Origin of the sequence: Kitasatospora sp. NPDC058218, assembly GCF_042882445.1 — a bacterium.
Lineage (GTDB): Bacteria > Actinomycetota > Actinomycetes > Streptomycetales > Streptomycetaceae > Kitasatospora.
Window position 1 is genome coordinate 63854 of sequence record NZ_JBHVWC010000022.1, and the last position, 15672, is coordinate 79525.

16 protein-coding genes are annotated in these 15672 nt (G+C 75.6%); 8 read left to right on the plus strand and 8 right to left on the minus strand.

All coding sequences use genetic code 11. The annotated features are described in order from the left end of the window. Nucleotide 1: 1 nt before the first annotated feature. Entirely contained in the window at nucleotides 2-580 is a 579-nt protein-coding gene (locus ACFVYI_RS16155) for a maleylpyruvate isomerase N-terminal domain-containing protein (RefSeq protein WP_387885621.1), read from the plus strand. 50 nt (nucleotides 581-630) lie between these two features. Here ACFVYI_RS16155 and ACFVYI_RS16160 read toward each other — a convergent pair whose 3' ends face one another. The 3 genes from ACFVYI_RS16160 to ACFVYI_RS16170 are packed head-to-tail and all read right to left on the minus strand — an operon-like array spanning nucleotide 631 to nucleotide 2112. Continuing rightward, nucleotides 631-1011, minus strand: a complete 381-nt coding sequence (locus ACFVYI_RS16160; RefSeq protein ID WP_387885623.1) for a VOC family protein — start codon at nucleotides 1009-1011, stop codon at nucleotides 631-633. A gap of 52 nt (nucleotides 1012-1063) precedes the next feature. Beyond that, nucleotides 1064-1657, minus strand: coding sequence for a GNAT family N-acetyltransferase (locus ACFVYI_RS16165; protein ID WP_387885625.1), 594 nt, complete (start codon nucleotides 1655-1657; stop codon nucleotides 1064-1066). Continuing rightward, nucleotides 1654-2112: a group II truncated hemoglobin gene (locus tag ACFVYI_RS16170; protein WP_387885627.1), complete on the minus strand. Its 459-nt coding sequence runs from the start codon at nucleotides 2110-2112 to the stop codon at nucleotides 1654-1656. Before ACFVYI_RS16170 ends, ACFVYI_RS16165 begins: the two co-directional genes overlap by 4 nt. Before the next feature lie 174 nt (nucleotides 2113-2286). Here ACFVYI_RS16170 and ACFVYI_RS16175 point away from each other — a divergent pair, with 174 nt between their 5' ends. Genes ACFVYI_RS16175 through ACFVYI_RS16185 form a run of 3 tightly spaced genes read left to right on the plus strand, consistent with a single transcriptional unit; the run spans nucleotide 2287 to nucleotide 5050 of the window. Further along, a complete protein-coding gene (locus tag ACFVYI_RS16175; RefSeq protein WP_387885630.1) occupies nucleotides 2287-3057 on the plus strand; it encodes an SDR family NAD(P)-dependent oxidoreductase in 771 nt (256 codons plus the stop codon). A 34-nt stretch (nucleotides 3058-3091) separates the two neighbouring features. Beyond that, the gene (locus ACFVYI_RS16180) at nucleotides 3092-3466 is read left to right on the plus strand and encodes a MerR family transcriptional regulator (protein WP_387885632.1); all 375 of its coding nucleotides are present in this window, start codon (nucleotides 3092-3094) and stop codon (nucleotides 3464-3466) included. Between the two features lie 51 nt (nucleotides 3467-3517). After that, a complete protein-coding gene (locus tag ACFVYI_RS16185; protein WP_387885634.1) occupies nucleotides 3518-5050 on the plus strand; it encodes an AMP-binding protein in 1533 nt (510 codons plus the stop codon). On the opposite strand, the gene ACFVYI_RS16190 is transcribed toward ACFVYI_RS16185, so the two are convergent. Beyond that, nucleotides 5043-5825, minus strand: a complete 783-nt coding sequence (locus ACFVYI_RS16190; protein WP_387885637.1) for a LuxR C-terminal-related transcriptional regulator — start codon at nucleotides 5823-5825, stop codon at nucleotides 5043-5045. The two genes, ACFVYI_RS16185 and ACFVYI_RS16190, sit on opposite strands and share 8 nt — an antisense overlap. Before the next feature lie 143 nt (nucleotides 5826-5968). Here ACFVYI_RS16190 and ACFVYI_RS16195 point away from each other — a divergent pair, with 143 nt between their 5' ends. Together ACFVYI_RS16195 and ACFVYI_RS16200 are read left to right on the plus strand one after the other, a co-directional pair. After that, nucleotides 5969-6802, plus strand: a complete 834-nt coding sequence (locus tag ACFVYI_RS16195; RefSeq protein ID WP_387885640.1) for a TIGR03084 family metal-binding protein — start codon at nucleotides 5969-5971, stop codon at nucleotides 6800-6802. 89 nt (nucleotides 6803-6891) lie between these two features. Continuing rightward, complete coding sequence (locus ACFVYI_RS16200) at nucleotides 6892-7380, plus strand: hypothetical protein (protein WP_387885643.1); 489 nt, start codon at nucleotides 6892-6894, stop codon at nucleotides 7378-7380. Between the two features lie 204 nt (nucleotides 7381-7584). On the opposite strand, the gene ACFVYI_RS16205 is transcribed toward ACFVYI_RS16200, so the two are convergent. From ACFVYI_RS16205 to ACFVYI_RS16220, 4 genes are all read right to left on the minus strand, one after another. After that, nucleotides 7585-8010 carry an NUDIX domain-containing protein gene (locus tag ACFVYI_RS16205; protein WP_387885646.1) on the minus strand — a complete coding sequence of 142 codons (426 nt, stop codon included), beginning with the start codon at nucleotides 8008-8010 and terminating at the stop codon, nucleotides 7585-7587. A gap of 98 nt (nucleotides 8011-8108) precedes the next feature. Beyond that, complete coding sequence (locus ACFVYI_RS16210; protein ID WP_387885648.1) at nucleotides 8109-11408, minus strand: error-prone DNA polymerase; 3300 nt, start codon at nucleotides 11406-11408, stop codon at nucleotides 8109-8111. Between the two features lie 177 nt (nucleotides 11409-11585). Continuing rightward, on the minus strand, nucleotides 11586-13583 hold the full coding sequence (locus tag ACFVYI_RS16215) for a hypothetical protein (RefSeq protein WP_387885651.1): 1998 nt from the start codon (nucleotides 13581-13583) through the stop codon (nucleotides 11586-11588). A 1-nt stretch (nucleotide 13584) separates the two neighbouring features. Beyond that, a complete protein-coding gene (locus ACFVYI_RS16220) occupies nucleotides 13585-14334 on the minus strand; it encodes a hypothetical protein (protein ID WP_387885654.1) in 750 nt (249 codons plus the stop codon). Between the two features lie 128 nt (nucleotides 14335-14462). Between ACFVYI_RS16220 and ACFVYI_RS16225 the strand changes: the two genes are divergently transcribed. Both ACFVYI_RS16225 and ACFVYI_RS16230 read left to right on the plus strand, forming a co-directional pair. Then, nucleotides 14463-14879, plus strand: coding sequence for a hypothetical protein (locus ACFVYI_RS16225; RefSeq protein WP_387885657.1), 417 nt, complete (start codon nucleotides 14463-14465; stop codon nucleotides 14877-14879). 122 nt (nucleotides 14880-15001) lie between these two features. After that, nucleotides 15002-15475 (plus strand): carboxymuconolactone decarboxylase family protein, encoded by a 474-nt coding sequence (locus ACFVYI_RS16230; RefSeq protein ID WP_387885658.1) that lies wholly within the window; start codon nucleotides 15002-15004, stop codon nucleotides 15473-15475. The last annotated feature ends 197 nt before the right edge of the window (nucleotides 15476-15672 follow it).

Genomic DNA, 15672 nt, shown 5'->3' on the forward strand with positions numbered 1-15672 from the left:
AATGAACGGTGACGACGTCCGGGCCGCGCTCGGCGAACTGCGGCGCACGCTCGGCCCGCACACCGACGACGGCCGGGCCTGGGCGGCACCGGCCGGACCGCTGGAGTGGAGCTGCCGGGAGACCGCCGCCCACATCGCGCACGACCTGCTCGGGTACGCCGGCCAGCTCGCCGCCCGGCCCGCCGACGGGTACCTGCCGTTCGACCTCACCGTGCGGGCCGAGGCCGGGCCGGCCGAGGTGCTGACGGTGGTGACGGCCTGCGGGCACCTGCTGGCCACCGCGCTGGACACCGCACCGCCCGACCTGCGGGCCTGGCACTACGGGCCCTGCGACCCGCCCGGCTTCGCCGCGATGGGGGTGGCCGAGCTGCTGCTGCACACCCATGACCTCGCCCTCGGGCTCGGCCTGCTCTGGCGGCCGCCGGCCGGGCTCTGCGCGGCGGTGCTGGAACGGCTCTTCCCAGACGCGCCGGCCGGCGAGCCCGCGGCCGTCCTGCTCTGGTGCACCGGGCGCGGCGAGCTGAACGGCCGCCCGCGCAGGACCTCCTGGGCCTGGCGGGCGGCCGTGCCCGAGGGGTGACCGGCGCCCGGGAGGCGGTCGGGAGGTGCCGGTCCGGACGTGGCGGCCGGTCAGGAGGTGGCGATCCGCTCGGCGGCGCTGCGCTCGACGCAGAACTCGTTGCCCTCGATGTCCGCCATGGTCACCCAGCCCTTGCCGTCCGAGGTCCGGTGGTCGCCCACGACGGTGGCGCCCAGTGCCAGCAGGCGCTCGACCTCCTCGTCCCGGTTGCGGTCCTGCGGCTGGAGGTCCAGGTGGACGCGGTTCTTCGCCGCCTTGCCCTCGGGCACCCGGATGAACAGCAGCGCGGCGCCCGGCGACTCCACCAGCGCCTCCGGGTCCCCCGGGTTGTCGTCCTCGCTGACCGAGCTGTCCAGCACCTTCGCCCAGAACTCGGCGAGCTCGAAGGGGTCGGCGCAGTCGATCGTCACATGTCGTACAAGAGAAGCCATGTGATCACTCTGGCCTGCCCCTTTGTCCTCCGTCCACTCCTTTGGGCCGGGCCTACGCCCGGTCGCCGCCGGCCGGCGGCGCCGCGCGGCTGTGCAGGTGGCCGTCCAGGGGGTACTCCGGCGGCACGGCCCGGAGGAGGCCGTCGAAGTGGTAGCCGGTCTTCTCGGCCACCCGGCAGGAGGCCGCGTTGTCCACCTGGTGGAGAAGGTCGAGCCGGACCAGCCCGTCCGCCGCGAAGGCCGCGAACGCCCAGCGGGTGAGCGCCTCCAGCGCGCGCGGGGCCACGCCCCGGCCGCGTGCGGCGGCCGCCGTCCAGTAGCCCACCTCGGCCGTCGCCGCGCCGGGCGTGCCGCGCTTGAGCACCACGTTGGCGACCAGCCGGGCGGGGCCGTCCTCGGCGGCGGACCCGGAGGCGGGCTCGCCGAGCGGCTCCAGGACCGCGAAGCTGTACCGCTCGCCCTCCGCCCGGCCCCGGTACTGCAGGTCCAGCCAGCGGGCCGCCTCGGCCAGGTCCGTCAGCGGGATGCGGGTGAAGCGGCGCAGCGTCTCGTCCCGGTAGATCTCGACCAGGGCGGCCGCGTCCTCGTCCCGGAACGGGCGCAGCAGCAGGCCCGCGGCGGTGGGGAGTTCGGCGGCGACCGTCACCGCAGGCCCTCCCAGCCCCAGCGCGGCGTCGGGCCCGGGTCACCGAGGTCCTCGCCGACGGGTGCCGCCGAGACGTCCTTGGCGATCTTCGTGCCCCAGTCGAAGTACTCCAGCACCCGGCGGCGCAGCAGTTCGTCGTCGGGCAGCTCCCGCTGCACGGCCGCGCCCATCAGCTCCATCCAACGCCCGCGCTGCTCCTCGGTGATGGCGAGGCCGAGGTGCGAGCGGAGCAGCGACTGGTGCCCGCCGAGTTCGGCGGTGAAGCGGGCCGGGCCGCCGAAGATCTCGGCCAGCCAGACGGCGACGTGTTCGATGTGGGTGGTGGTGAAGTTCGCGAAGACGGGCCTCAGCACCGGGTCGGCCAGGACACCCTCGTAGAAGGTGTTGCTGAGGCGGCGGAGCGCCTCCATGCCCCCCAGGGCGTCGTACAGGCTCTCGGGCCGTTCGTCGCTCATGCGTGTCTCTCCCCGTTCGAGTGCGGTGGCACCTTCCTAGCAGTCCGACCGCCCGTGACCGCCCGCGGCCGGGCCCTGTTCGCGCCCGGCACAGCAAGCGGAGGCGGGCGTTCCCCGCCCTGCCCCGGTGTGACTTGACCCTGCCACTGGCGGCAGGGTCGGAGGCTGGGCGGCATGAACGAGCACACGCAGCAGCAGGCCCCCCGCATCGTGCTGGTCACCGGCGCCGGGACGGGGATCGGCCGGGCCACCGCGCAGGCCTTCGCGGCACAGGGACCGGAGGTCGAGGTGGTGGCGGTCGGGCGGCGGCCCGAGCCGCTGGCACGGACCGCGCGGAGCGCCCCCGGGCGGATCCACCCGCTGGTCGCGGACATCACCGGCGCCGACGCCCCCGAGGCGATCGTGCGCGAGGTGCTGGACCGGTACGGACGGCTGGACGTCCTGGTGAACAACGCCGGGATCGTCCGCGGCGGCGCCCTCGGCACGCTCACCGGGGACGCGATCGCGACGCAGCTCGCGACCAATCTGACCGCCGCCGTCCTGCTCGGGCAGGCCGCCCTGGCGCCGCTGGAGGCGAGCCGGGGCGTCATCGTCAACGTCACCACGTCGGTGGGCCAGCGGGGCTGGCCGGGCAACGCGGTGTACGCGGCGAGCAAGGCCGCGCTGGAGTCGGTCACCCGCAGCTGGGCGGTGGAGCTGGCGCCGCGCGGCGTGCGGGTGGTGGCGGTGGCGCCCGGGGCGATCGAGACCCCGATCGGTGAGCACTCCGGGCTCGACGCCGAGCAGCGGGAGGCCGTCCGGCGGTGGCAGATCGCCCACACCCCGCTCGGGCGGATCGGCCGACCCGACGAGGTGGCCTGGGCGATCACGCAACTCGCCTCGCCGCAGGCCTCGTTCGTCACCGGAGTAGTGTTGCCCGTGGACGGCGGCGCCGTCGTCGGGTGAGCCGGGCTCCGGTCCGGGAGAAGGGTGGGCAGCGGTGCTGATCGGGGAACTGGCCCGGGCGACCGGCAGCACGGCCCGGGCGCTGCGCCACTACGAGCGGGCCGGGCTGGTCGGCTCCTCCCGCGCGGCCAACGGCTACCGGGTGTACGAGGCGTCGGCGGCCGTGCGGGTCCGCAACATCCGCGCCCTGCTGGCCGCCGGGTTCACCCTGGAGGACGTCCGGCCCTTCCTGTCCTGCCTGGACGGTGACGTGCTGGCCAACCCGCCGTCGGCGGGGGCGGTGCGGATCGCCCGGGAGCGGCTGGCCGTCCTGGAGCGCCGGATCGCCGTCCAGACCGAGGCCCGGGACCGGCTGGTCGCCGCGCTGGCGGCGGCCGGCGCGGCCGACGCCGGCGGCACGTCCGGGTGACACCCCCGATCGGGGGTGTGCAGGGGGCACCGGGCGGGGGACAGTGGGCGCATGCAGATTCCACTCTCCGTGATGGACTTCCTCGACCGGGCCGAGCTGGTCTACGGCGACCGGGTCGGCATCGTCGACGAGCCGGTGCAACCCGCCGAATCCTGGGGCGAGCTGAGCTACCGCCGGATCGCCGAGCTGGCCCGGGCACAGGCGGCCGGGCTGGACCGGCTGGGCGTCGGGCCGGGCGAACGGGTCGCGATCGTCTCGCACAACTCGGCGCGGCTGATGACCTCGCTCTACGGCGTCAGCGGGCACGGCAGGGTCCTGGTGCCGGTGAACTTCCGACTGCGGGCGGAGGAGGTCTCGTACATCGTCGAGCAGAGCGGCGCCTCCGTGCTGCTGGTCGACCCCGAGCTCGCCGAGCCGTTGGCCGGTGTCCGGGCCCGGCACACGTTCGTGCTCGGCGCGCAGAGCGACGCGCTGCTGTACGACTTCGACCGCGCGCCGCGCCGGTACGACATCGGCGAGAACGACACCGCGACGATCAACTACACCAGCGGAACCACCGCCCGCCCCAAGGGCGTTCAGCTCACCCACCGCAACATCTGGCTGAACTCCGTGCTGATGGGCCTGCACTTCGGCGCCGGTGACCGCGACGTCTACCTGCACACCCTGCCGATGTTCCACGCCAACGGGTGGGGCCTGCCGTTCGCCCTCACCGGGCTGGGCGCGCAGCACATCGTGCTGCGCAAGGTGGACGGCGCCGAGATCCTGCGCCGGGTCGAGCGGCACGGGGTGACCTTCCTCAGCGGTGCGCCCGCGGTGATCCAGATGGTGCTGGACGCGGCGGCCGACTGGGACGGGCCGGTCCCGGGCCGGGACCGGGTGCGGATGATCGTGGCCGGCGCCCCGCCGCCGACCTCGGTGGTGCAACGGGTCGAGTCCGATCTCGGCTGGGAGTTCATGCAGATCTACGGCCTGACCGAGACCTCGCCGGTGGTCACGGTCAACCGCAAGCGCGCCGAGTGGGACGAACTGCCCGCCGGGGAGCGGGCGGAGAAGCTGGTGCAGGCGGGTGCGCCGGCGCTCGGCAACCAGGTGCGGGTGGACGACGAGGGCGAGGTGCTCGTCCGCGCCAACGTCGTCATGGAGGGCTACTGGCAGCAGCCGAAGGAGACGGCGGAGGCGATCCGGGACGACTGGTTCCACACCGGGGACGGCGGCACCCTCACCGACGGCTACCTGACCATCTCGGACCGGAAGAAGGACGTCATCATCAGCGGCGGGGAGAACGTCTCCTCGATCGAGGTGGAGGACTGCCTCTACGACCACCCGTCGGTGGGCGAGGTCGCGGTGATCGGCGTCCCGGACGAGAAGTGGGGCGAGACGGTCAAGGCGCTGGTCGTGCTCAAGCCCGGGTACGACGTCCTGGAGGCGGACCTCATCGCGCACTGCAAGCAGCGGCTGGCCGGCTACAAGTCCCCCACCTCGGTGGAGTTCCGGGACACCCTGCCGCGGACCACCACCGGGAAGTTGCAGAAGTTCCGGCTCCGCGAGCCCTATTGGGCCGAGCGGGACCGGCAGGTCAACTGACGAGTCCCGACTCCCTCGCCACCAGGGCGAGTTCGGTCCGGTTGCGGACGCCGAGCTTGTGCATGGCGCTCTTCAGGTAGCCGGTCACGGTGTTGCGGGTGAGGCCCAGCTGGGCGGCGATCTCCGGGTTGGTCCGGCCGGTCGCCGCCCAGCGCAGCACCTCGTGCTCGCGCCGGGTGAGCGGGGCCGACGGCGTCGACGGCCCCGCGGGGTGCGGCCCCCGGGCCGGTGGCCCGCTCCAGGCGGCGGCGCCGGCCAGCGCCCGGGTCGCGGCCGCGGCGAGCCCGGTGACGGCGGCGATCCGGACGTCCCCGAACGGGACGACCGCGCGCAGCGACGCGTACACCACGCCGTGCACCGCACCGCCGTGCAGCAGCGGGACGGTGAGCATCGCGTAGAGGTCCTCAGCGGTGACGGCGGCGTCGTAGTGGTGCGAAATGGTGGTGGCGGCCCGGTAGTCGGGCACCCAGCTGGGGGTGCGTTCGGCCAGCGCGCGGCCGCCGAGGCCGGTCCCGGCGGGGACGGCGAGATCGTGCAGCAGCTCGGCCCGGGTGCCGGCCCAGTGGCGCAGCACCATGCGCTCGGGGCCCCGGCTCCGCCGGTCCGGTTCCGGAACGCCGACCAGGCCGACGTCGGCGCCGCACTCGGCCACCACGCGGCGGGCGAGGTCGCCGAGCACGGCGTCCCGGACCAGCTCGGCCGCGCGCACGGCGAGGGCGTCGGCCCCGCCGGGGAGGCCGGCCGCCCGGGCGGGGGTGTCCACTGCCCTTGTCACCGCGCGATTCTCACACGCGGCGCGGCCGGTGGCGAGAGTCCTGACGTGCGTGTTCCGTGGAGTCCCGGGTGGTTCCGGCGGGCACGACGTAGGGTGCGGGCGCGGGTTACCGGCGAGTCACCACCGAGGAGAAGAGGACGCCCATGACGAAGGACGGCGCGGCGCCGGAGGCCACGGCCGTACTGACCGGCCTGCTCGACGACCTGCGGGCCGAGAGCGAGGCCCTCGACGACCTGGTGGCCCCCCTCACGCCCGGGGAGTGGGCGGCGGACACCCCCGCCCAGGGGTGGACGATCGCGCACCAGATCGCCCACCTGGCCTGGACCGACGACTGGACCGCGCTCTCCGCACGCGACCCGGAGGCCTTCGTCACCGAGTCCGGCCGGGTGTTCGGGGCACTTCTGGCCGCCGGCGCGGACCCGGTGGACGAGGGCGCGGCGCGCGGCGCGACGGAGGAGCCCGCGGCGCTGCTGACGCGCTGGCGGGCCGGCCGGGAACGGCTGCGGGCGGCGTTGGGCGCGACACCGGCCGACCTGCGGCTGCCGTGGTTCGGGCCGCCGATGAAGGCCCCCTCGATGGCGACCGCGCGGCTGATGGAGACCTGGGCGCACGGGCAGGACGTCGCGGACACCCTGGGCGCGGTGCGCGAACCGACCGCGCGACTGCGGCACATCGCCCACCTGGGGGTGCGGACCATGGGGTTCGCCTTCACGCTGCACGGGCAGCCGGCGCCGCAGCTGCCGGTCCGGGTGGAACTGGCCGCGCCGGACGGCGGGTCGTGGGCCTGGGGGCCGGCGGACGCGGCGGACCGGGTGAGCGGACCGGCACTGGACTTCTGCCTGCTGGTGACCCAGCGCCGCCACCGGGAGGACCTGGCCCTGACCGCCACCGGCCCGACGGCCACGGCCTGGCTGCCGATCGCGCAGGCCTTCGCGGGCGTGCCGGGCAAGGGGCGCGCGGCGGGGTTCGATCTTTAGCTGATCAATCGTCAAATAACAGCGCCGATAGGCTAAACCACTCCTTTCGGCGATATGCGGAGTTCGTCGACGAATGATGGAATTCCCCCATGATTCGTACTGATGCCTTGCGCACCGTTCTGGCCGGCGCCGCCTTCGCCGCCCTCCTGGCGGTCGGCGGCCCGGCCGCCCCCGCCCAGGCCGCCTTCGCCCTGCCCACCGACACACCCGGCTCGTCCCGGGCGGAGGTCCGGGCCGGGACGCCCGCCGCCCATCAGGTGGTCACCTTCTTCGAGGAGTACCGGCGGGCGGTGCTCGGCGAGAGCGACGAGGCCCCGCGCACCGTCCGCGACCGCTACCTCGCCCCGCACCTGAACTTCCGCCTCGACGCCTGGGCCGCCCAGCACGACGCCGACCCGGTGTTCCGGGCCCAGAACGTCCCGGCCCGGTGGTCCGGGCAGCAGGTCGAGGAGCAGCACGGCTTCGCCTCGGTGCGGCTGACGGAGTACTGGGGCGGCGGCGGCAGCCAGGAGGTCTGGTACACCGTGCGCCTGAGCGATCTGCGGATCGTCGAGTTGAACGACACCCCCGCCTTCTGAGCCCGCACGCCCCTCCCCTCCAGCCCCGGCGCGGCGCAGGCGCCCCCACGACTGCGCCGCGCCGGCACCTCCCCGCCCGCGCCGGCACGCCCGCGCTGTCGCAGGCGCCGGCCGAGGACATCGCCGAGATCGGCTACCCGACCTGAGGGGCCCCGGGGCCGGGTGCTGCCGCCGGTGCTGCCGCGATCGAACCGGCCGGGCCGCTCAGGCGCCGAGCAGGCCGAAGCCGTCGACCGCCGCCGGGGACAGCATCGACCCGGTGAGGCCGGCCAGCGGCATCCACCGGACGCCGTCGGTGGACCCGTCGACCTCGGCGACGGCCGGTGCACCGGGCTTGAGCTCCACGCGGTAGAACAGCCCCACCAGGTGCCAGTGCACCCCGAGCCGGTGGGCCGAGTAACTCCGCGCGTCCACCAGGCGGGCGCTGCGCAGTTCGAGCCCCGTCTCCTCGTGCAGCTCGCGCGCCAGCGTCTCCTGCGGCTGCTCGCCGGGGTCGATCCCGCCGCCGGGCAGGTGCCAGAGGCCGGGCAGGAAGACCGGCGAGGCGTCGGAGAGCCGCGTCAGCAGCAACCGCTCCTCCATCGTGGCGATCGCGTACGCCGAAACGCGTGAACGCGTCTGCTCGGTCACTGCTGCCTGCCTCGGGGTGCCACGTACGACGGGGGGTGAGCTTCCGCGCGCGGAAGCTCTCTTGATCATGAGCCTAACCCCTCGCCCGGGGCCACGGGTCAGACCCCCAGGCGCAGCGGGGTGAGCCGGGTGGCGACCAGGTTGGTGGCGCCGCGGTCCCGTTCGATGTGGCCGTGCACCAGCAGGCCGGCCCGGTCGAGGGCGGTACGGCGCTGGGACTCCCAGACCGGGCGGCTGCAGATCACGTTGATCAGGCCGGTCTCGTCCTCCAGGCTGAGGAACAGGACGCCGCCCGCCGTCGGCGGCCGCTGGCGGTGCGTCACCAGGCCGCCGACCACCACCGCCGCGCCGGGCTCCACGCCCGGCAGCTCGGCGGCGGTCAGCGCGCCGCCGCGCTCCAGATGGGCGCGCAGGTGCTGGACGGGGTGGCTGGTGGCGGAGGCGCCGGTGGCCCAGAGGTCGGCGATGGTCTCCTCCACCGGGGTCATCTCGGGCAGCGGCGGGGCCTCGGTACCGGGCGTGGTGCCGGGGATCAGCGCCGCCGACACCCCGGCGAACGCCCCTGCCGCCCACAGTGCCTGCCGCCTGCTCAGCTCGAAGCAGCCGAACGCACCCGCCGCGGCGAGGGCCTCCAGCACCGGCGCGGGCAGGGCCGTCCGACGCGCGAAGTCCTCCAGGTCCGCGTACGGCTGCCCGGCCGCGATCGCCTCGGCCTGCGGGGTGCCGACACCGCGGACGGTTTCCAGCCCGAGCCGGACGGCCGGCTGCGGTTTGCCGGCGGTGAGCGGCGGGGTCGGGGTCGGCCCCCGGTACGGCTCCAGGGTCGGCCGGGGCCCACTGGCGTTGACGTCCACCCCGCGCACCCGCACCCCGTGCCGCCGGGCGTCCGAGATCAGGCTGAGCGGCGCGTAGAAGCCCATCGGCTGGTTGGCCAGCAGCGCGCAGGTGAAGGCGGCCGGGTAGTGGTACTTGAGCCAGGCGCTCGCGTACACCAGGTAGGCGAAGCTGATCGCATGGCTCTCCGGGAAGCCGTAGTTGGAGAAGGCCTCGATCTTGACGTAGACGTCCTCGGCCGTCTCCGGCGGGATGCCGCGCTCGGCCATGCCGCTCAACAACCGCTCGCGCAGCCGGGCGACGCGCTCGTGCGAACGCTTGGAGCCCATCGCCTGGCGCAGCAGGTCCGCCTCGGCGGGGGTGAACCCGGCGCAGTCGATGGCCAGTTGCATCATCTGCTCCTGGAACAGCGGCACCCCGAGGGTCTTGCCGAGCGCGTTCTCCATCAACGGGTGCGGACAGCCGGCCGGTTCGACCCCCGCCCGGCGCCGCAGGTACGGATGGACCGACCCGCCCTGGATCGGGCCCGGGCGGATCAGCGCCACCTCGACCACCAGGTCGTAGAAGTGGTCCGGCTTGAGCCGCGGCAGGGTCGCCATCTGGGCGCGCGACTCGACCTGGAAGACACCGACCGTGTCCGCCCGTCGCAGCATCGCGTACACGCCCGCGTCGTCGTCCGGGATGGTCGCCAGGTCGTAGCGCGCACCGTGGTGTGCGGCGATCAGGTCGCAGGTGTCGTGCAGGGCGGATAGCATGCCGAGCCCGAGCAGGTCGATCTTGACCAGCCCGGCACCGGCGGTGGAGTCCTTGTCCCACTGCAGCACCGACCGCCCCGGCATCCGGGCCCACTCGGTCGGGCAGAGCTCGGCGATCGGCTCCCGGGTGAGCACCATGCCGCCCGAGTGGATGCCCAGGTGGCGCGGCAGGCCGTGCAGTTGCCCGGCCAGGGCGAGCACGTCGGCGGGGATGACGGCGTCCGCGCCGGGCGGGGAGCGGAAGTCGCTCTGCCGGCTGAACGCGTCCACCTGCCCCTGCGGGTAGCCGAGCACCCGGGCGGCGTCGCGCAGCGCCAGCCGGGGCCGGTAGGTGATCACGTTGGCGACCTGGGCGGCGTGCTCGCGCCCGTAGCGGCGGTAGACGTACTGGATGACCTCCTCCCGGCGGCGGTTCTCGATGTCCAGGTCGATGTCGGGCGGCCCGTCCCGGGCGGTGGAGAGAAAGCGTTCGAACAGCAGCCGGTAGTGGATCGGGTCGACGGCGGTGATGCCGAGCGCGTAGCAGACCGCCGAGTTGGCCGCCGAACCCCGGCCCTGGCACCAGATGGACTCGCGGCGGCAGAAGTCGACGATGTCGTGGACGATCAGGAAGTACCCGGCCAGGTCCAGGTCCTCGATGACGTCCAGTTCCTTGGCGAGCTGCCGGCGGGCGGCCGCGTTCCCGGGCCCGAAGCGGGCCGGGCCGCCGTCGGCGACCATCGCGCGCAGATGGCTGATCTCGGTGTGGCCGGGCGGGACGGGGAAGCCGGGCAGCTCCGGGTCGAGCCGGGTGAAGTCGAACGCGCAGGCCCGGGCCAGGTCGACGGTGGCCTGCCGCACCCCCGGGAAGCGGGCCAGCCGGGCCGCCATCTCGCGGCCCGAGCGCAGGTGCGCGGTGCCGGCCGCCTGGGTCCAGCCCGCCGCGTCCTGGAGCGTCCGGCGCTCGTGCAGGGCGGCCAGGCTCTGCGCCAACCGGCCCTGGGCCGGGCCCGCGTGGTGGGCGTTGGTGGAGGCGACGACGGGGAGGCCGAGCCGGGCCGCCAGGGCGGCGAGGGCGTCGTTGCGCAGGTCGTCGCCGGGCAGCCACTGGTCGATGAGCTCGACGTGGACGTTCTCGCGGCCGAACGCCTCGGTGAGCGTGCGCAGCCGGCGCTCGGCCTCGCGGGTGCCTTCCCCGGTGTCGGGGTGGGCCCCAGGAGTGGCTCCGGCGGCGGGTCCAGTGGCGGCTCCGATGGTGGCTCCGGCGGCGAGGGCGGCCGGCACCCGGCCGAGGCGGCAGCCGGTGAGCACCGCCCAGTGGCCGTCGTGCGCGCCGGCGAGCGCGGCGAAGTCGTACGCCGGCCGGCCCTTGGCCCCGCCCGCCAGCTGGGCGGCCCCGATCGCCGCGGAGAGACGGCGGTAGCCGGCCGGATCGCGGGCCAGCACGAGCAGGTGCTCCACCTCCTGGCCGCGGCGCAGCGTCAACTCGGCGCCGAACACCGTGCCGATGCCCGCCTCGCGGGCCGCCTCGGCGAAGCGGACCGCGCCGTAGAGACCGTCGTGGTCGGTGAGCGCGAGCGTCTCGATGCCCAGCCGGGCCGCCTCCGCGACCAGCTCCTCGGGGTCACTGGCACCGTCGAGGAAGCTGAAGGCCGAGTGGACGTGCAGCTCCGCCCAGGCCGGGTCCCCGGTCGGCTCGGCCGGCCCGGGGCCCCGGCCCTCGGCACGGCGGAGTGGCACCACCTCACCGACGGCCTGGCCCGGCCGGCCGCCGGCCAGGCGCCGGTGCAGTTCGCTCCAGGGGAGCGTGGGGTGGCTGGTGAATCCCATCGGGGGTTGTCGCCTTCGGTCTCGCTCGTGTGCTGCCTCCCCCCCGGTCCTGCTCCTGCTGTGCTCGGCTCTCCGGCCTCCGTGCTCGTCCGCCGCTGCTGCGGCCCCGGTCTGCCTGTCTGCCGGTCCGCCTGCCGGTCCGCCCCGCTGCCTGCCGGTCCGGCTGCCCGCCTGCCGTCAGTCGTAGCCGGCCTCCACGAACCACTCGCCGTTCTCGACCGTGAGCAGCAGCGCGCGACCGTCCGTCACCGTGACCTGGAAGCGGGCCCGGCGGCGGGCCCGCGCCTGGTCCCACCAGTACTCGACCGCCGGCCAGGGCCCGGTCCAGCCGTCCACCATCAGGTCCCGCCCGCGCACCGCGATCCGGACCGGCCGGGCCGACACCCCCGCCCGGCCGTCCACCACCACCGGCCGGCCGGCCGCGTCCAGCACCGCGACCGGCACCGGGGCGCGGTGCACCACGGCCGGCCAGACGTCCCGCAGCCGCCCCGGCCAGGGTGCGTCGGCCGGGGCCGCCGGGTCGTACGGCTCGCCCCACGGCACCCGGACCGCCTGCTCGCCCGGCCCCCTCCCGCCGGCCGGCTCGATCCGGCGCAGCCCGGCATGCCCGAGCACCGCCTGGACCCGGGCCACCGCACGCTCCACCCGGTCGTCCGCGACCGCCTGCCCCCAGAGCGCCAGCTGCCGCCCCTGGTCGGGCGAGAGGTCGTCGGGCACCAGCCGCAGGGCGGTGAAGCCCGCGTCGTGCGACTGCCCGCCGTCCGGCACGGCGAACGTACCCGCGCCCTGCCAGGCCTGGAGCTGCCAGCGGACGCGTTCGGCGAGCGCCGTCGCCGACAGCCGGCCCTCGTGCCGCCAGAGCCGCGAGACGGTCCGCCCGTCCGCGCAGGCCACCTCGACGGCGACCCGCTGGCAGGTCAGGCCCGCCCCGGCGAGCTGCCGGTGCAGCTGCTCGGCCAGGGTGCGGGCGACGAACACCAACGGTTCGGCGAGCGGCTCCGGCGGGTCGAAGCACTGCTCGACGGAGAGGTCCGGGCCCTCCGTGCGCGGTACCAGCGGGCGCGGCTGCAGTCCCCGGGCCAGCCGGTGGGCGGCCGTGCCCGTCGGGCCGAAGCGGTCCGCGACCGCCTCGGCGGGCAGCGCGGCGAACGCCCCGATGGTGGGCAGGCCGAGCCGGTCCAGCAGCTCCGCCAGCCCCTCGTCACCGAGCGCGGCCACCGGGTAGGGCGCGAGGAACTCCGCCGTCCGACCGGCCGGCACCAGCACCCCCGCCCGGGCCGCCAGCACGGCGGCGAACAGGCCGTCGGCGACTCCGACGTGGGCCCGGGGAGCCGAGCCCGCCCCCTCGGGCCGCCCGGCCCCGGCCGACGCCCGCGCCACGTGCGGCTCCACCGCGTGCAGCTCCACCCCGTACGGCTCGGGCGGGCGGGCGAACCCGCCCGGGGCGCCGTCCCGCGCTGCGGGCGCGGCGGCGAACAGGCCGTCCACCGCACCGGCCCGCCGCCGCGCCGCCGCACGGTCGGCCTCCGCCGGGTGCGTCCACGCGGCACGGGCGTCGGGGTGGGTGTGGGTGTCGTTGTCGGGGTGGGTGTCGCTGTCCGCGTGGGTGTGGGCGTGGGCGTGGGCCCCCGGCGGGTGCGGGCGTCCGGCGGGCTCGGGGTCGGCGGGGTGGGTCTGCTGTTCCGGACCCTCCCTGTCCCAGGCCTCCTCCCCGTCCCCGTCCGCCGCGCCGGCCAGCGCAGCCGCCACCGCCCGCTGCACCTTCGCCGTCAGCGCCTCCTCGCCGCCGAAGTACCGGCTCGGCCCCTTCGTCGGGATCGCGCACAGGCCCGGGCGCAACACCTCCACCCGGGGCGTGAACGCCTCGACCGCCGCGACCACCGGTTCGAACCGCCGGGTCTCCGCCTCCGGGTCGCGCTCCCGCAGCTCCAGCGCGGGACAGAGCCGCTGGGCCAGCTTGAGCCGCTGCCCCTGCCGCACGCCGGCCGCCCGGGCCGCCTCCGAACAGGCCAGGATCCGCCCACCGGCGACCACCGCCAGCGGGGTGTCGCTCCCACCGCCCGCACGCCCTTCGACGGCCACGACCGGCCAGTCCGGGCACCAGACCACCAGCACCCGGGGCGTCCCGGGCACCCCGGTCGCCCCGGGTGTTCCGGGCACTCCGTTGCCGGCCATCTCACACCACCGCCATACGGTCGAGGCCCGCTCCGGCCCCCGACGGCACGTCCTCCCCCACCCCGGCCGGCTCGGCCACCGCCCGTACCTCGCCGTGTGCGTCCGGCAGCCAGAGCCGGGCGGTGCGCCCGCGCACCGCCGAGCCACGCCCCTCGGCCACCACCTCCACCTGCCGCCCGGTGAGCTGACCGTGCCCGTCCCCCAGCCCGAACCACCGGCCGGAGCGCACCTCCAGCCGCAGCCCCGCCCCCGGCCACGGCCCGGCCACCAGCAGCACGCACCCGCTGCGCCGCAGCACGGCCGCCAGCCGGGCGGCCGGCTTCGGCGCCACCGGCCCGTCCGGGCGCAGCATGATCAGCTCGACCGCCCCGGCCAGCACCGACACCACCTCGGCCCAGTGCGGCCCGGGGTCGTCCGCCACCAGCAGCCGCCGCAGGTCCAGCCCGTATCCGGCGGCCGCGGCCAGTCCGAGATCAGGCAGCCCGACCGCCGCCGCCCAGCCGCCGTCCGACTCCCGCGCCCCGGCCGCCAGCGCGAGCAGCAACCCGGTGTCCCCGGCCCCGACCGACACCGTCGTCCCCCGCCGCAGCCCGCCCTCCGGCAGCACCGCCCCCAGCGCGGGCAGCACCGGCAGCAGCCCGCGCCGACCGCCGACCGCCCCCGGACCGGCACCGAGCGCAGCCGCCGACACCACCGGTCGGAGCGGCTGCCGCTCGACGGTGGATTCGAAAACAGATTCGAAAACGGGCACACCCTCAGGATCGAACATTCGTTCGCAAAGATTCAAGTCCGCTTAACCCACCCCCACGGTCACTCTCCGTTGCCCCGGCCCGTCGGGCCCGGGGCGCCCCGGCGATCGGGCCGCGTACGCTCGGCCCCGTGCCACGCCATCCGAAGAAGCCCCGCCGACTGGTCGCCGACGGGCGCGTGTACCTGTGGACGCTCCGCCACCGCCACCGCGCGCGGGGCGACGGCCGGTCCACGGAGTGCCGCGAGACCCTCACGCTGTACCCGCAGCCCGCCGGCAGCGGCGGCCCGCTGCGCATCGTGTTCACCGAGGGCCCGGACCGGTTCGTCCCGGGCGGGTTCCCCCTGGGCTCCGGGGACGTGGGGTACGTCCGGGGCGGCTCCCTGAACCTGCACGAACCGGGCGCCGTCCGAGCCCTGCTCGACGTGGCACCGGCCCACGGGTGGCGGCCGGGGGAACCACGGGCGGTGGAGGTCGACGGCTGGGCCCTGCTGGAGGAGGCGGCCGCCCGAGCCGGGAGCGCCGGCCCCGCGGGCCCAGCGGGGTGAGTGTCGGGTCGGCGGCCCCGGCACGACAGGGGCCGCGCACGGCACGGAACTTCCCTGTCACAAATCACCGGGCTGTCTCGTCCATGATGTGCAACTGCCAGACGACGGCCCTGGAGCAGATCATGGAAGCACGCCTGAACCCCTTCACCAACCCCGTACTGGGCAAGGTCTTCAAGCACATCATCGCCGCGAACAAGGTCCTTGAGGGCTCGACCCTGCCGGCCGCGACGCAGGAGCTGGTGAAGCTCCGCGCCAGCCAGATCAACGGCTGCGGTTTCTGCACCGACATGCACTTCAAGGACGCCGTGCACGCCGGAGAGTCCGCCGAGCGCCTCAACCTGGTCGCCGCCTGGCGGGAGGCCACGGTGTTCACCGAGGCCGAGCGCGCGGCGCTGGAGCTCGCGGAGGAGGCCACCCGCATCGCCGACGCGGCCGGCGGCGTCCCGGACCGGGTCTGGGCGAACGCCGCCCAGCACTACGACGAGGACCAACTCGGCGCCCTGGTGGGGGTCATCACCATCATCAACGCCTTCAACCGCGGGAACGTCATGCTCGGGATGCCCGCCGGCGACTACCGGCCCGGCCAGTTCGCCTAGGGCCTGTCCGGAGCACCGCCCGGCACGGCCGGGACCGGGTCCGCCCCGGCCCCGGCCGCCGGCACCCCGCGCCCTCGGCGGGCGAACTTCCCGATGGCCGCCGGCATGACGGGGGTCACGCTGACGGGGTGTCACGTTCCGCCGGTGCGGGGCGTCTCCCTGGCGCGCGAGAAGCCGAACCGGCTCGACCGAGGAGG

Excerpts from the sequence above, each read along its gene's own strand:
- ACFVYI_RS16155 (WP_387885621.1), top strand. The coding sequence starts at position 2 with ATGAACGGTGACGACGTCCGGGCCGCGCTCGGCGAACTGCGGCGCACG.
- ACFVYI_RS16160 (WP_387885623.1), bottom strand. The coding sequence starts at position 1,011 with ATGGCTTCTCTTGTACGACATGTGACGATCGACTGCGCCGACCCCTTC.
- ACFVYI_RS16170 (WP_387885627.1), bottom strand. The coding sequence starts at position 2,112 with ATGAGCGACGAACGGCCCGAGAGCCTGTACGACGCCCTGGGGGGCATG.
- ACFVYI_RS16175 (WP_387885630.1), top strand. The coding sequence starts at position 2,287 with ATGAACGAGCACACGCAGCAGCAGGCCCCCCGCATCGTGCTGGTCACC.
- ACFVYI_RS16185 (WP_387885634.1), top strand. The coding sequence starts at position 3,518 with ATGCAGATTCCACTCTCCGTGATGGACTTCCTCGACCGGGCCGAGCTG.
- ACFVYI_RS16195 (WP_387885640.1), top strand. The coding sequence starts at position 5,969 with ATGACGAAGGACGGCGCGGCGCCGGAGGCCACGGCCGTACTGACCGGC.
- ACFVYI_RS16200 (WP_387885643.1), top strand. The coding sequence starts at position 6,892 with ATGATTCGTACTGATGCCTTGCGCACCGTTCTGGCCGGCGCCGCCTTC.
- ACFVYI_RS16210 (WP_387885648.1), bottom strand. The coding sequence starts at position 11,408 with ATGGGATTCACCAGCCACCCCACGCTCCCCTGGAGCGAACTGCACCGG.
- ACFVYI_RS16215 (WP_387885651.1), bottom strand. The coding sequence starts at position 13,583 with ATGGCCGGCAACGGAGTGCCCGGAACACCCGGGGCGACCGGGGTGCCC.
- ACFVYI_RS16230 (WP_387885658.1), top strand. The coding sequence starts at position 15,002 with ATGGAAGCACGCCTGAACCCCTTCACCAACCCCGTACTGGGCAAGGTC.